10 protein-coding genes are annotated in these 16,735 nt (G+C 41.1%); 1 reads left to right on the top strand and 9 read right to left on the bottom strand.

Annotated features, from left to right (window positions below):
• Window positions 1-60: 60 nt before the first annotated feature.
• The 4 genes from ACFSKL_RS10940 to ACFSKL_RS10925 are packed head-to-tail and all read right to left on the bottom strand — an operon-like array spanning window position 61 to window position 5,280.
• Entirely contained in the window at window positions 61-1,641 is a 1,581-nt protein-coding gene (locus tag ACFSKL_RS10940; RefSeq protein ID WP_376886189.1) for a T9SS type B sorting domain-containing protein, read from the bottom strand.
• Window positions 1,638-3,992: an OmpA family protein gene (locus ACFSKL_RS10935; RefSeq protein ID WP_376886188.1), complete on the bottom strand. Its 2,355-nt coding sequence runs from the start codon at window positions 3,990-3,992 to the stop codon at window positions 1,638-1,640. Before ACFSKL_RS10935 ends, ACFSKL_RS10940 begins: the two co-directional genes overlap by 4 nt.
• 1 nt (window position 3,993) lies before the next feature.
• Window positions 3,994-4,971: a PorP/SprF family type IX secretion system membrane protein gene (locus ACFSKL_RS10930; RefSeq protein WP_376886186.1), complete on the bottom strand. Its 978-nt coding sequence runs from the start codon at window positions 4,969-4,971 to the stop codon at window positions 3,994-3,996.
• Window positions 4,972-4,974: 3 nt separating this feature from the next.
• Window positions 4,975-5,280: a hypothetical protein gene (locus ACFSKL_RS10925; protein ID WP_376886185.1), complete on the bottom strand. Its 306-nt coding sequence runs from the start codon at window positions 5,278-5,280 to the stop codon at window positions 4,975-4,977.
• Window positions 5,281-5,773: 493 nt separating this feature from the next.
• Between ACFSKL_RS10925 and ACFSKL_RS10920 the strand changes: the two genes are divergently transcribed.
• Window positions 5,774-8,833 carry a sensor histidine kinase gene (locus tag ACFSKL_RS10920; protein ID WP_376886183.1) on the top strand — a complete coding sequence of 1,020 codons (3,060 nt, stop codon included), beginning with the start codon at window positions 5,774-5,776 and terminating at the stop codon, window positions 8,831-8,833.
• A 337-nt stretch (window positions 8,834-9,170) separates the two neighbouring features.
• Here the strand turns inward: ACFSKL_RS10920 and ACFSKL_RS10915 are convergent, their stop codons facing one another.
• The 5 genes from ACFSKL_RS10915 to ACFSKL_RS10895 all read right to left on the bottom strand — a co-directional run bounded on the left by ACFSKL_RS10915 (window position 9,171) and on the right by ACFSKL_RS10895 (window position 16,679).
• Complete coding sequence (locus ACFSKL_RS10915) at window positions 9,171-9,806, bottom strand: response regulator (protein WP_376886182.1); 636 nt, start codon at window positions 9,804-9,806, stop codon at window positions 9,171-9,173.
• 439 nt (window positions 9,807-10,245) lie between these two features.
• On the bottom strand, window positions 10,246-11,391 hold the full coding sequence (locus ACFSKL_RS10910) for a geranylgeranyl reductase family protein (RefSeq protein WP_376886180.1): 1,146 nt from the start codon (window positions 11,389-11,391) through the stop codon (window positions 10,246-10,248).
• A gap of 178 nt (window positions 11,392-11,569) precedes the next feature.
• Window positions 11,570-11,986, bottom strand: coding sequence for a hypothetical protein (locus ACFSKL_RS10905; protein WP_376886178.1), 417 nt, complete (start codon window positions 11,984-11,986; stop codon window positions 11,570-11,572).
• 26 nt (window positions 11,987-12,012) lie between these two features.
• Window positions 12,013-13,458, bottom strand: coding sequence for a SusD/RagB family nutrient-binding outer membrane lipoprotein (locus tag ACFSKL_RS10900; RefSeq protein ID WP_376886175.1), 1,446 nt, complete (start codon window positions 13,456-13,458; stop codon window positions 12,013-12,015).
• A gap of 17 nt (window positions 13,459-13,475) precedes the next feature.
• On the bottom strand, window positions 13,476-16,679 hold the full coding sequence (locus ACFSKL_RS10895) for a SusC/RagA family TonB-linked outer membrane protein (protein ID WP_376886173.1): 3,204 nt from the start codon (window positions 16,677-16,679) through the stop codon (window positions 13,476-13,478).
• Window positions 16,680-16,735 lie beyond the last annotated feature (56 nt).

Here is a 16,735-nt window from a genome sequence, read left to right as displayed (position 1 = left end):
CAGTTTTATTTCTTGAACTTTGCATATCCTTAATTGAATAGATTGTTGTCGGTTTGACCATTATTTTAATACCTGAATCCAGCCTTTAAATTCTTTGGTCTCCCCATTTGCTTCCTCCACTTCCAACACATAGAAGTAGGTACCTGAAACCTGCCCTTCGGCTTGCCAGTCATTTTGATAGTCTTCCCTAACAAAGACATGATCACCCCATCTGTTAAAAATGACAATCTTGTTTTTGGCAAATCTTTTCAGCCCCTTTATTTCGAAAGAGTCATTATCCCTATCGCCATTGGGCGTGATCACATTGGGTATAAAAAAGGACTTGACCACATTGCTGTCTGTATCTGCATTATCAGTCATATCCCCATCTTCTTCTGTAGAGCTGACTTCGGCAAGGTTGACGATGTTTCCGGCATTTCCGGCTTTCACTGTCAACTGGATCACCAACTCATCCCCAGGCATAAAATGAGGGATATTCCATATCAGGGTCTGTCCGCTGATATTGAACTCCGGTTCCATCAAGCCAAATGCTGACGAAGTTTCCATTTTCACAAAAGAGAGGCCTGGAGGTAGGTTATCCACCACCACTACATTGGTTGCTTCCGTATCACTGTTGTTCTGCACCAGTATTTCATATTCAAAATCGTCCCCCTCCCAGATGCTTTTGTCAAAGGAAGTTTTGGTAATTCCCATATTGGTGACACTGCTTAAAACAGTGGCCATGGTGAACACCCCATAGTCATCAAGTTCCACGGGAGTGGTTACTGTCTGTGCATTGGCATCGATTTCTCCGCCTAAGTCTTCCCACTGCTCCACAGCATCATCCCATCTGACAATATGTACCTGTACATTCCCATCTCCTAAAATGAAGGCCGGAGTAGTAACATCTCTCCAAGACAAGGTAAGCTTCACATCGGGATCTCCGGACAACTTGCCCAACTCCCAATATTCAGCGTCATTGATCAATTGGATATGATCTTCTTTTTGTTCCCTGGGATAAAGTGCCTGAGGATCATCCAAAAAATACTTGGCCTGAAATGAGCTTGCTTCTTCATTTGGAGAAGAAATAGCTGCAAAACGAAAATAACCGCCATCACCAATTGGATAGGCAAAATCCCCCTGCCCATTCTTCCGGACATACCCGTCCACATGGCTGATATCCGAAGTACCTATATGGCTTGCACCTTCTTCAAAAATAGTCACCCCACCCAGTCCATCTGACAAGACGATTCCTTCCATGAACCTAGACTCCCCAGATATACTGAGGTTTCCAAACAGATGAAATGCCTGTGGATCCTGTCCATTTCTAAACAGGACGTGATACAGCCGGCTCAATTGGCTTCCCATAATCTCCTGCACTCCTGTACTGCCTTCAAAACGGGTCAATCCCTCGTTTCCTTGTGTAAAGCTAACCTCACCATCATTGTTGAAATGGGCATAGATGTACAGTTCTCCATCATTTACCAACCTCCCTCCCTGCTTGTTGTCCAAATCAAACAGCGTGGAAACTACCGTTTCAGGGCTTATTGTCAACTGCCCCGTATTGACAGTCTGAGCCTGGACATAAAATCCCAGCATTTGCACGGTTCCGATCAGGGAAAGCATCAGAACATAGGAATAAATCTTTCTATTTCTCATCATTTCACTTTGATTTCAGTTCTTCTATTCAATTGGTGCATAGCAGGGGTACATGGCTCTCCTACACAATCATATACAGGCTTTGTCTTTCCAAACCATTCGTAGTCCAACCTATCTTTACTGATGCCCCTGTCTATCAAATATTGCATCACTACTTCCGCACGACGCTCCGACAGTCCCTGGTTGTACACTTCACTACCTCTTATATCGGTATGGCCTTCCAGTTTCAGGCTGATGTTTTCGTTGCTAGACAATAAAAGTATCAGCCTTTCCAATTCCATTTTGTGTTCTAGGCGTATATCAAATTTGTCAAAATCGAAATAGACAATGGGGATTTCGATCTCCTTCTGCAGTTTGCCGATCAAGCTTGTTTCATTGCACCAATCCATATCCAAAAAATCCTCCGGCAACAAAGTGCCTTCTTCGAATGATACCGAAAGTACCAATTCACTTCTTCTGTTTAGCTGATGCAAATCTTCAGGACAATCCACCCCATCTGGACAATCATTTACCAGCCTATCCTCTCCATGCCATTCCAAGGAAACCCTATCTTTGTCGACACCTTTCTCATAAAGGTCCTCCAAAACAGATTCAGCCCTTCTCTCACTTAGTGCCAGATTGTATGTATCAGAGGCCCTCGAATCTGTATGGGATGAAACTTTCAATTTCAAAAAATCATACTTCCCCATGATGGAGGCAAGTATTTCAAGTCTTTTGGCGGCATCATTCCTAACATCACTTTTGTCCAAATTATAGTAAATAATATCAGAATACACCTTCTTATCAAAAGGATTCCTTATCAGTCTATAATTCCTCTCTATCAACTCATCATCATTGTTTTTTGTAGTGATATTGTTGTCTTTGATCGAAAAATGACCCTTTTTGGACAATGTCAAAAAATAATCGGTATCAGACTCAAGTTCAGCCAGGTATACCCCTTCCCCATTGACATTCATTTCCAAAGTCTCCCCTTCTCCAAAAAGGACATTCAAGTCTGAATCTTTGACAAGCTCCCCTTCACAATCTATCACACTTACCATAAACCTCCTGAGCAACTTGCCATGTTTGTATATATCATCCAAACCTTCGTCCCCCAATCTATTGGAGCTCAAGTAAATCTCCCTTTGATCAAATTTTCTGTATCCGAAATCATCTTTCAAAGAATTTATAGGTGCTTCCATATTTGACAGATTGGAGAATCCATCACCTCCTATAATATCTGCCTGAAAAATATCGAAGCCCCCCAACCCAATATGGCCATCAGAGGAAAAGTACAGCTTATCTTCATAAACGTAAGGATCTCTTTCATTTCCATTGGAATTGACAACTTCACCTAGATTGACCGGGGAAGAAAATCCAAGTTCCCCTATCAGTTCCACAAAATACAAATCAAATCCACCTTGCCCCCCTTCCATATCCGAGGCAAAATACAGCCTATCGGTTTGAGGATCAAAAAATGGGGTTATCACACTATATTCCAAGGAATTGTTATATGGAAACTCCATAATATCTGTTACATTCCCATCAACCAGCTTTCCATAAAAAAGCTCAGGATGGACTGTGTGGTCTTTTTTCTTTTTAACTTTGGGAATATCCTTAGTCGCCGAGAAAAACAGATATTCCTCTTCACCGATCACTGCTATGGCGGGATCACTGAGATGCAGGAGATCATTTCTGTCAAATCCCAGCTCCTGAATACTTCCATCCTTACCATATCTATAAATCCTCAGGTATTCCCTTCCAGTCCAATTGTAGATATTCTTGTCATATATTTTGTTTTTGGCATCAAACCTTATCAAGGGCATGGGTTTGCTATCTACAACCTTTTCCCTATCAGACACAAAATATAGATTACCATCCCTATCCTTGGCACCGGTAAAATCAGCAGCAGTAGGAGAATTTATTTCCTTAAAATACTCCAGCTCAATATTGCTGTTATTCTCGAAGGATGCCAGAATCATAGCAATACGATCAGTATCCAGCCCATCTATGGCACGTCCATTTTTATCCAAAAAAGCCAAAGCCTCATCTTGCTTTTCAATGGAATACGCTGCCATCAAGTAATTTCCAACATCCTCGTCAGTAATATCATCCCCTTGTTTTACGACGTTTTGCCACCAATTGTAGGATTGCCCATAATCTTTGAGCTTATCAAAACTTAATGCTGCCCCCTTTGCAGCCCGGTAGGTCTCCTTTCTGCCAAATGCCTTGGTGTAGACATCTGCTGAATGGTGGTAATTACCCAAGTCCCACTGCTGGTCAGCGTACCTGAGCATTGATTTCTGGGCATAGCCCTCCTGGAAAAAACCAGTCGAAAACAGAAATATCAGTAGTATTGTAAAATTCTTTCTCATATCAGAACCATCTTTGGTTTCTCATTCTTGCATTTCTTGGTGACAAATAATAACCCAGTGACACTTCGTGCGAATTATGTCTCATATCCGACAAAGTATTCAGGTTTTGGTCATAGGCATACCCAAACCGTAAGTTGTCCGTTGCGAAAACCTCAAAGATCAGCGCAACGGCATTCCGGTTGGTCAGTCGCGGATCGACATTGTCTTTCCACCATTTCACATTGGATCGATAGGAACCACCGACCCAAAATCTTTCATAAAACAAAAACATGGCATTCATGTCGATGTTTGTAGGTGCCCCCTTGACTTCCTTCACCAGTATGGAAGGACGTACTTTAACAGCATTGGACAGAGGAACCATCCCCCCAACAGTCAGATAATAATGGAAATCATGGTAAGCCAAAGCGATGTCTTCCCGTTCCAATTGACGCTTTCCGACCATGTTGTATGCGCTCAGACCCGCATAGAAATTTGCCGTGTTGAAAAACATCCCCATATTCAGGTTTGGTGTAAACAGGTTTGCAATCCCACCCATAAGCACTTCGTCTTCCCAGTCATTCGGATCCAGCTTGGATCGGTCGATTGCATACTCCGTCGCACCTGCGCTTACACCCAAACCCAGAAATGAATTGTGTCCTGTCTGTATTCTGTAGGCATAGGTCAACAAGCCACCTGTAGTCCTTGCTGGACCCAATTCATCATTCAGGAGCATGACACCAAATCCCATCGTACCTTCATTGGCACTGAAATCAGCCGATACCGAGAGTGTCTTTGGTGCCCCTGGGAAACCAGTCCATTGGGAACGGTAAGTTGCCTGTACATACCCCTCCTGCTTGTAGCCTGCATAACCAGGATTAATGTGCATCCCATTGAACATGTATTGGCTGAACTGGGGAAGCTGCTGGGCATACAGCTTCTTCCCAGTAATACCGGAATCAAAAACCAGCAGTGAAATAGTGATGATCAGTAGTTTTCTCATGGTTTAGTCTTCTTTGATTACCTGTGTCCATCCCTTCGATATATCTCCCGGATCCTTCTGCCCATGTACTGCCGGCATCTGGAAGTATGTCCCGGCAGAAAGCACATTGTTGTTGCAGCCGCTTTTATAATTGTCATCTTCAAACATATGACCTCCCAAAACATCCCATTCCCGGTCATTGATCACCTGTATATTGAGTTGGTTTTCGAAATCGGAAAAGGGAGAGGATTTGATATTTGGACTAATCGTCACTGCATACAAATCGGTCGCTTGCCCAAAGAATGGAGGAGGAGAATAAAATAAAAACATTACTCTCCCGTTTATTTTTTCAGGTAGCTTTAAGTAACCGAAAAAGGGAGATCTTTTATGCCCGAAAGAAGCTTGAAAGTATTTTTTCAACATATATTCAGCAGTTTTTGTTATTTAAAAATATTGTTGTCGTAAATATATAACCATCTAATTATCAGCAATATACACGCGACATTCAAACTTTACTGTAGACATTGTTGATTGTCTTGTAGAATTATTACTACAAAATGTTTATATGTATTTTTCTTTAAGCCTGTACATTTGTTTTATTGGAATCACCCACACCAATGTACATTCTGAATTTCCTGCCTAAGGTTGTTATTTACAATCCAATATCCCGTTTGCCTACAATCGTGTGGACTACCAGAAAACAGCATTTATATTTGGCCAGGTTGGATATAAAAATTCTGATCAGCACACGATATATAAAAAACATCTTCTGGCTTCCATTACGATATTAATCAACACCACAAGAAATTATTACGCGAATCACATGTCTCCCAGTTATAGGTCTCTAACCTCAAAACCAGTTACGGTCTTGGTCAAAAGTATGTTGTTTGTATCTATGGTACTGTGTATTCACATTCCCTCCGTTTCCTTTGCCCAGTCCCAATATACCGAGGTATGGTACGGAACAGATGATGACCATTTACCCCAACAGAGTATAAAAGGTATCATCAAAGATGCCTATGGGTACTTATGGTTATTTACGGAGGGAGGGATAGTGCGTTATGATGGTCTGGATTTCAAAGTCTTGGATGATAGTGACACCGGTAAACCAGAATATAACCGTACGAGGCTTTATTATTTCAGCAAGATAAGCCAGGACAGTATATTTGGATGTTTCAATGAAAAAGAAATATTCGTCATATCCAATAGGAAAGTTACCCGAATCCAGAATTTCATTCAAGATATCCCACACCTTAACGATCCTTTCTTATACGCCCACACGTTGGGGCGTACAGCTTTTCTTTCTACTGAAGTAAGGGATAACAATTATTTTTTTGAAACCGATAACGGTAATTATCTCATCCTTTATGATAACCTTATCAGGTATTATAATGCCAATCATGAAATGACTGCTGAGATCAGTTTTGACCGTGAAAATTTCTTGCACTTTTTCAAGATAGATGGTCAGGTTTTCCTGACAGACAAAAAAGGGGATGTTTGGCTTGTACCAGAGCAAAATAAGACATTGGAAAAAGCCGATAGTCATTTTTCCAATGAGGGTTCGTTCATTGTAAACTGGCCTATGAACCAGGCTTTCTATTACCTTAACCAGCAACTTTACCTGCTTTCCTATAAGAACGGTCAAATCCAAAAACAACTTGTTCTGGATGGTTATTCTTTTGAGAAGTCATTCATCAATACAATCTATTTTGATCCTCCAACCCAAAATATCTATCTCGGAAGTGTTTCCCGGGGCCTGGGAGTGATTTCTCCAATACAGATCCACAATCACCAATCTCCTTCTGACAATAAGGTGTTCTATGCCCAAGCTCTTTTGGAAGACAACAAAATCCTTACTTCCCAAGGAGAGGTTCTTGATTTACAAGGAAATATCACCCACACTTACGACCTATTACCCTTTAGCGACAAGTACAACCTGATTGTGGAAAACAATAGGAAAATCTGGACAAAAAATAACCATCAACTGTATTACCTATCCCTTGAATCTGGTAACCCCAATGTGTCTGTTATCAATAAATGGACCTTTGAACAAAGGGTCTCCCATTTGTACAGGGATAAAAGTGGAACTTTATGGATATCCACTGCTTTTGGAAAAAAGGGTTCTCTCTATAAAATGGTTGGGGGTGCCCCAGAACTTGTATCGAAGGGAGCATTCGAAATCACCTGTTTTCTGGAAACAAAAAGTGCATTCCTCTTAGGGAGCAACAATGGTCTTTACATTTTGGATCCAGTATCCGGCATCCTTGAAAAGCTGGAAGGCATGGATGATATATTGGTCAGAAGCATCTATGAAGACAGGAATGGGGAGATTTGGATCAACACCTATTCCAACGGTATGTTTCACTACCATGCTGGGAAATTCACTTCATTGCCTACCGATCCCATGGGCTACCTACGTACTTCACATTGCATATTGGAAGATTCTGATGGGTATTTTTGGATCAGTTCAAACAAGGGTCTCTTCCATGTCAAACGGAGTCATTTGGAAAAATACATCAAAGGGGAAATCGAACATGTTTACTACCACCACTTCAACAAAACCTATGGACTACGGAACACCGAGTTTAATGGTGGCTGCGTACCCTGCGGGATTTTCCTTAAAGACCAGGATATCCTATCCTTTCCTTCCATGGACGGCATGGTTATATTTTCCCCGAAAAAGCTACAACCTAGATTCCCAAAAGAAAAAATATACTTTGATAAGATACAGGTAGACAATCGCCAACTTCCTATCGAAGACACCTTGATATTAGACAAAACATTCAGTAGACTTTCCATAGATGTCAGTGTCCCTTTTTTTGGCAATTCCAAAAATCTCATTCTGGAATATACTTTGACCCCTGGGTCAAATAAATATTGGGTTCCCTTAGAGCGGCACGAAGAAATCATTTTCTCCACCATACCTCCCGGTAAATATTTGCTTTCGATCCGGAAAACCGCCATATCCGAAGAATTAGATGACTCTTTGCATCTAGTCATCATTATCCGACCCGCATTCTGGCAGACTATCTGGTTTAAGGTTTTATCATTGGTCGCTGGAGTATTTGCAGTATATATACTGTTTAGGATAAGGGCACGCTATCTTTACCATGCAAATAGTCTTCTGGAAAAAAAAGTTGCGGAAAAAACCCGTCAACTGAAATTCATCAACCTATCCCTCCGGAAAAGTGTAGACCAGCAAAAAAAACAGCTGACCACCCAAAAAAAACTCACCCAACTCATCAGCCATGACATCCGAACCCCACTCCGATATCTTTCCATATATATCCAGAACGTCGAAGAAGACTTGGACAAGAAAGATCCTGCCCTGAATGAAGCTGTACAGATCATCCAACAGACCATAATAAGTTTGTTTGACTTTGTAGAACAAAATATTCGCCACATCAAGCACAAAAAAAATCCCGAAGACAACGAAAATCCCCACTATCTCATCACTGATTTGATACAAGCCAAGATCAGGATTTTTAAGGTGGCTGCCAAACTTCAGAAGACCAAGGTTATTTTGAGCGTAAAAAACGACTTGAGGACAGGGGTAAACAGCAACTTCCTTTCCATCATCATTCACAACCTATTGGATAATGCCCTCAAAAACACCATAAATGGAAAAGTGAATATTTACTGCTATATCTCCAACAAATACTTGACTTTGGAAGTAACTGATACAGGACGGGGGATGCCTTCCCAAGAGGTAGGCTATTACTTACGCTTGTTTCGAGGCGAAGAGATTGTTTCAGAACAGCAAGGCATCGGTTTGGGCCTGCCTATGGTAATCGATCTGGTATTGATCATGAACGGCACCATGGAAATCAAAAGCACACCGCAGAGAGGCACGAAAATCACCTTGCGCTTCCCCCTACCCTGAATTTAATATCGAAGTAAGAAAAGCGTCGTTTCAATCAGGCTTCAGAAATGTCACGTCCTGAAATTGGTTGATACTTTTTTCATTGTTTTTTGAGACTTGTTTTTCCTATAGGACTTCACAATTCGACATTTTTTAAATTATGAATTTTGAACTCGAATAATGAATCAAGAATTCGCCAGATACTTGATTGTAATCCCGCATCTACTATCCTCAGCGCATCTTTGAGATCTCTGCGAGACCTTTCTTTGTCTTGAGTCTCACGTCTTGAATCTCGCTTCTCGCCTCTTGTGTCTTGCTTCTTGTCTCTCGCTTCTTTGGCAATTCTCCTCTTCTTTCTTCATCCCACATTCCTGTTGACGGCAAACAACTCGGCCAATGAGATAATATTATCTACATTCAGCTTTTCATATATCCTTGACTTATAAGTACTTACTGTTGACGCATGAATATTGAACCTGTTGCTGATCTCCAAATTACCAAATCCTTTTACCAAAAGGCTCGCAATTTCCAATTCCCTAGCCGAAAGCCTGTCAAGTGGATTCGCAATCTCTTGGTTGAGTACAGCCCCGAGCAATGCCTCTTTGGCCTTCGCACTTACGTATTTTCCAGAACGCAATATGATGTCTATGGCAATCTGTATCACTTTTTCTTCGGAAAATTTATGGACATACCCATCCACTCCTGCCAATAAATATCTGGAAGCGAAATGCTCTTCATCCAATGCTGAAAACACAAGGATTTTCGTCAGATCATTAACTTTCTTAATATCATGCACCATATCAGTCCCTCTGCCATCGGGGATATTGATATCCAAAAAGACCAGATCCACTTGCTTTCCCCCCAATATTCCCAATGCGTCTTTCAAATTGCCTACCTGGTATATAACAGGGTTCAAATACCACTTTTTCAATAACAACGCCACTCCATACCGTACAATTGCATGATCATCCACTACCAAAAAACTTCTTTTCATGTCCAATATGAATTTCCTATGTTCTGTAAATTATAAATTGTCAATTTTAAAATAAGTAGATATTGGATAATTGTTTAATCAATAACGTAATTTATCAATTAAACAGTTATTCCCAAAAAAGGAGGACACAATCAGTAACCTCTTTTAAAATATATTATGAATATCACCCCATGCTTTTCTAAAGAGTAATTAACCCATTCATTCAAAAACAAATAGGTGGGGATTTTGGGTGTCTATTGGCAATATATATAATTTCTGGATTTAATTGCAAACCGAAACCCATATAAAATAAGAATTACAATCAATTCTTTATATAAATCAATATCATGTCTCACACAGAAAAATTATGGTGGGTGAATTCACATCTGCCTAAACGATAAGCTATGAATCTAAATGATCTGCCAGAAACAAAATCTTGCAAAATAAAAATCTCAAAACCTTAATTCTTTACCAAGAAACCCAAGCCCAGATTTTTGATAATCCGATCTTTGATATCCCTGTTCAGCTCCAAATGTCCGGTATAGATATCGGTGATTTTATCACAATACCTTTGGCCATTGGATTTCATTATATAGTTTCTGATTGTTTTTTGATTGTAAAATAAATGTGCCAAATATCCAGCAAATTTCAGTTCTGGCAAGAGCCTTTCATTCAGACTTTCCAAATATTGTTTTGCAGCTTTCTCTTCATTGGCAAAATTATCTGCAATGGCTTTGCCTGCAAGTGCCCCAGAATAAAGAGAATTTGTAATCCCCTCTGCTGTCAAGGGATCTGCAAATCCTGCAGCGTCGCCTGTTAGAAAAACATTGTTTTTCACAAATCCATCGGTTCTAGGGGAAATAGGCACTTGAAATCCATGGGCTTGCTCAGACACTATTTCATTTATGCCCAATACTTCCAGGTAATTTTGATAATGTTCCCTCAGGTTGATCTTTCGTTTTTTGAAAGTCCCCACCCCTATTGAAAGATGGTTTTTCTTAGGGAAACACCAGCCGTAACCTTTTGGGATAATGTCAATGTCAAACCTTGCCTCTTTGGATAAGCGCGCATAGGTGTCCTCATCTACTTCCAATTCGTATTCCAAGGCAGGAATCAACTGTCTTGTCTCAGACCATCCCGCCAATTTGGCTGTGGGTCCCAAAACCCCATCTGCTGCGATGACATAGGTAGCTGAAATCTCTCCCTGTGAAGTGGAAAGCAGGATGTTTTCGGAAAAATCTATTTTTTTGAGTTGGTGGTTTTCCAGCAAGACCGCACCTTTATTTTTTGCTTCATCTATTATAAGCTTGTCAAATTTATCTCGCATCACCATCGTGACTATCGGATAGTTTCTCTTGGCAAAAAGTGGCTCATCCAAGTGGTCAAAATAAATGAATAAATCATCATATTCCTTTTCTATAACAGTAGACAGGTCAAAAGGCAACATTTCCCTACCCCTGAAGACCAATCCACCTCCACATGTCTTGTACCGAGGCAAGGTTTCTTTTTCAAGAATCGCTACTTTTAACCCAGCCTTTGAAGCTTCGTAGGCTGCCATGCCACCCGCAGGGCCAGAACCTACCACTACCACGTCGAAATGTTTCATGCCGAAAGATATGAAAGTATTGGATTGGGAAAAAGATGAATTTTTGATATATCTGAGAATCAACAAATAACATTACAGTGAAATTTCATCAGTAAAATGCTTTATTCCCGAAAAATCAAAGTATAAAAAAGACCGCCCAGCTGGGCGGTCTTTTTTATATCAGAAACAAGCTCCTAACTTAGCTTTGTACATTTACTACAATATTCCTTGTGGCAGAAAAGCCACTTTCAGTTACCAATTCGAATTGAATGGTGATTGCCGTTCCTGAAGTACCTGTGGGTATTTCATACTGAAATGTCTCCACATAAGAATCTTCTTTGTTCCAGCTGGAAAAAGTCCTCGTTGTAATATTGGTAGGGTTACCACCTGAGATCCTATTCATTCGAAGTTCTGTTGCATTTTCATGTTCCGAATAGATCGTCACTGAGAATGTCACTGTCTGACCTTCCGATGGGCTCGTATTGGATACAGACAATGCCGAAATAGTCCCTACTGCACCTACCACATCATATTCTGGCTCGACATCTTCCAAGATGCACGAGCTAGTGAATCCAATCATAAGAAATATGGCTATTATGTTTAGTATCTTTTTCATTTTGTAATTCATTTAGATGTTTGCAATTACCTATCCCAAAAGACTCTGTCTTGATTGGTCACATTCGGTACATTTGAAGAGTTGTTCACTACTTCCCTATTCGGATAAATAAACCTTCTTGGAAACGCCCCCTGTGTAGAATTGGAAGGAGACGGTTCAAGCATCGGAATTCCCGAAACTGTATTTGCTGCTCCCTCAGGTGTAGACCTTCTCCAATCTGTCCAGGCTTCTGCCTGAAGAAACATATCTATGTGTTTTTCGGTCATGATTTTTTCGAATGTCAAAGTGATGCCTGTTTCACTACCATACAATAGTATATAAAGTGGGTTGGCAGTCCCAGTAACTCTTTGCAAAGAGGCTGAAACGGCTGCGTTGTAGGCTGTAGCTGCCCTACCAGCCTGACCTGCTCTCAATGCTGCCTCAGCTTCGATAAATTTCAGTTCTGAATAGTTCAAAATTGGGGTTGGAGCCTCCCTTCTATTAAGGTAAGGCCCGGGTATCACAGAGCCCTGTGGCTTAGACGCAGATCCATTTGGTGTACCTAGATAGAGTCCACCAGTAGTCGCCGACACATAGAAAGGCAGCCTGGGATCATCCACCCCCGGTGCTACTCTATCTCTCAGCAAATCAATAATCCTTTGGCTTATGGCCACATTATTTTCTCCAAATGTAGTTTGGAAGAAAGGAAACCAGGGACCTGCAAACTCAGAACCAAACAATACATTTGGTTGGTCTGCATTGGAAGCGAAGGTACCAGCGTCTATGGCAGCAAGTGTGGCAGTAGCTGAACCTTGGGGGTCTACTTTACTCAAATGGTTGTGATACCTTGCCTTCATAGCCCGGGCAAGCATAATCCATTTAGGTTTGGAATTTGCTCTCCACTGGGTTTCGTTGGCCGCGTTATAAATCAAATCATTGGTACTTGGACTCGTTGAGCTTTCCGCATTGAGGTCAGCGATCCCCTCGTCAAGAAGCTGCTGGACTCTTTGGTATAGTGTTGCTGCATCATCAAAGCTTGGCTGGCGGATTTCATCCAGTTGTAAGGCCTCAGAATAGGGAATATCATTCCAAAGATCTATTGAGTAACCAACAATGATCGCCTCCATGATTTTTGCCGCACCTAAATAATCGGTAGCACCTATTTCTGTCGACTTCAATTTGATATTATTGATGTTGAGAAGACAGTTTGTATAGAATCTATTCCAAGTTGCGTCACTCATATCAGCTATAAACGCATAATTATTAACCTGTTGCTGATCACCTAATACCCCTGTGAGGTATTGCATCAATATGCTTGTAAATTGTGCAGACTCTCCATTCAACCCATAAGCAAAAGAAGCTGTCACCGCAGGAAAAATTACCTGGATGGATGCATCTGTTGCTTGATTTGGATTGGTATTGATTTCGTCAAAACTTTCGCAGGAGAGCAACACAAAGAGCAAAAGTATGAATGGGAATATTTTATTTTTCATTGCTTTCATGTTAAAGGTTAGAAGGACATATTTAAGGTAACACCATAACTCCTCATGTTCGGAGTAGTGAACGCATCCAGGCCAACTACGCTATTCGGTCCAGCCAGGTTTGTTTCCGGATCGATGCCTCCGTAATTTGAAAATAACAGTAGATTCCTACCATAAACACCAAGCGAGGCCCTACTCATGCCTAATTTTCTTGCTGCATCAGGTGACAAGCTGTAAGACAATGTAATGTCCCGTAGTCTTATCCAGGAACCATCTTGTACCCATCTCTCGGCCAATTCCCTACCAAATGATGTTGCTGCCCCTGTTCCTTGGAATGCAGCTTGATTCAATGTAACCGGAATATTGTTGGGCTGCCCGTCATTGTCTGCTCCGGGATTTTGAATTATTCCGTTGAAGATTACTACTTTGTTTCTATCCAATGTATGTTCTGCTACACCAGAACCATTCCCCATCCAATATGCGGTTACATTCACAACATCCCCTCCTTTCCGCACATCCCATAACATGGAAAGACTGAAGTTTTTGTAGTTGAAATTGTTCCTCCAACCAATCAGGTAATCTGGATTTGGATTTCCCAACATTTTTTGCTGGGAATCCATAATTGGGAATCCTTGGGGATTTATCAAAATATCACCATTGTCATTTCTCAGATAACCATTGCCATAAAACAGCCCAAACTGCTCTCCGGGAACCAATCTCCTTTGTATCCTTGCACCGAATAAATTATCTACAATTGGCTCATCATTTGGCAAGGCATTTACGAAATTTCTGTTTCTTGTAAAATTGACAATCATGTCCCAAGAAAAATCACCCCTGTCCAGAACTGTACTTGTCAATACTGCCTCAATTCCTCTATTTTGGATTTCACCTGCATTGATCAGTTGGGTAGTATACCCGGTAGAGGCCGGCACTGGCACAGAAACTATCTGGTCACGGCTTATTGCATTGTAATAAGTCACATCCAAACCCACCCTATTTTCAAACAACCGGATATCTGTACCTATTTCGAAAGTGTTGGTAAATTCTGCCCTTAAATTTGAATTTCCAGCAGATGGACTTAACAACACCCCACCAATACCGTCTAATGGGAATCTTATACCACCTGCATATCTGGTACCTGTAGTAGCGATATTATAAAACGTCTCAGTAGTATATGCTGGAGGAATATTTCCCGCACCGGCATACGAACCTCTTATTTTGGCATAGCTAAAAGTACTGCTTTCTATTTTCAGCAAATCCGTCAAGACTACGCTCAAGCCTGCACTCCCATAAGTAAATGACCTATTGTTGGCAGGAAGTGTTGAAGCCCATTCGTTTCTCACCGACAATTCCAAGAAAATGGAATTGAGATATCCGAAATTTGCCCTTCCAAATACAGCTTGGGTCATTCTTCTAGTATCATTTTTGGTGAAAATAGGATTCTCTTGGGTATTGGCGATATTGTACAACCCAGGAATAGCAAAATTAGTCCCGTTCATGAATAGGCTTGCTGTATTGGAAGAAAACATATTGTGTCCCACCAAAAATGTTGAAGTGAAACTTTCACTGAAGTCTTTGGTCGCAGAAACTATCAAATCTGAGTTGAGGATTCTGTCCGTATAGGTATCTTCATACATTCTGCCACCCAATGCACCGCTTGCGGAAATTGCAGCGCCACCTGAAGAAGATGGTGCCCAAATCTGTGTCCTTTCATCATGTGCAAAATCAAATCCCAGCCTGTGTGTGATTGTCAACCATGAAGCAGGAGTTATGTCTGTTTGCAAATAGGAAATAAACCTGTTGACGTTATCATTGTAAGGGTTATTGTTGACAGTCCAAAAGGGGTTGTCTGGACTGAATGGAGCTGAGCCATCCAATACTCCCCTAAAATTTCTTTGCACTCCACTTGGATATACAAAGCCAGCCGAATTATCAAATGATGGAGGGGTTCTGTATAAGCCTTGAATAGCATCTGAGAAATTGTCTCCCCTACCAAACTTTGTACTTGTACTGTTGATATAGTTTACAGAACCACCTATTTTCACAATATCACTCAGCTTTGAATCTGCCGAAAGTTTGAAGGATGTCCTGTTGAATGTGTTGTTTGGGATAATACCCTCCTGATACATGTTTCCAGCAGAAAGATAAAAATTGGACTTGTCATTGGAGGCTGATACAGAGACATGGGTATCATTGGTAAATCCATTTTGGAAAAACAATTTCTGATTATCATAAACAGGGACTCTAGCTCCTGCATTCGGATGATTCATGTCTACAATTGTCCCCCGTGGATCCTTGGCGAAAGGGGTGTTTTCATCATATCTCAAAGTAGATATAGGTGCACCATAGTGATTGAATGTAGTCCCTCCACTATACACACCATTATCTCCCTGACTGTACCGAAGTTGTGCTGGAAAATAGTTCATTATCCGGTCAGTAGAAGTATTGGAGGTGATATCCACTGAGAACCCTTTTTTCCTAGAGCCCTTCTTGGTAGTTATCAATACTACACCTGTTGCTCCTTGGATACCATAAAGGGAAGTGGCGGCGGGACCTTTCAATACAGAGATACTTTCGATATCATTTGGGTTGATATCAATAGCCCTATTCGCATAATCCACACCCCCAGAAGTACCTATCGAAGCCCTAAAGGAGTTATTGACGGGAACCCCATCTACTACAAAAAGAGGTTGATTTTGCCCTGAAATCGACTGAATCCCACGAATTACTATGCTCGAACCTGCACCAGCCGAGCCTCCTTGACGAGTAACCTGAACACCTGCAACTTTAGCATTCAATGCATCCACCACATTTTGTTCCCTAGATGCCACAATTTCAGAAGAACCTACTTCCTGCTGCGAAAAAGCCAGTTTCTTTTTTTCCTGTGTCAACCCAAATGCCGTAACCACTACCTCTGATAGCTGTGATATATCAGGTGCCATTTCAACATTGATGGTACTCCTGTTGCGGATAGCAATATTTTGTCTTACAAATCCAATATAAGAAAACTCTAACGTTTCAACTCCGGCAGGGACTTGTATGGTATATGTACCATCAATATCCGTGACTGCTCCAATAGTTGTTCCTTGAACCAAAATACTGACACCGGGAAGTGGTCCTCCATCTTCCTGTGATGTCACTTTTCCTGATACAGTCAGCTGTTGGGCATGCAATGAACTCATACCAAACAGCAATAACAGGAAGAATAATCTACTAGTACATTTTCTGATCATGTAAAATTGTTTATAGGGTTAGCGATAGCAACATAGATTGTCAAATCCAACCATAT

Origin of the sequence: Belliella marina (assembly GCF_042682445.1) — a bacterium.
GTDB lineage: Bacteria > Bacteroidota > Bacteroidia > Cytophagales > Cyclobacteriaceae > Belliella > Belliella marina.
The sequence above is the reverse complement of the archived record's forward strand: the minus strand, read 5'-3'. Positions and strand labels throughout refer to the sequence as shown.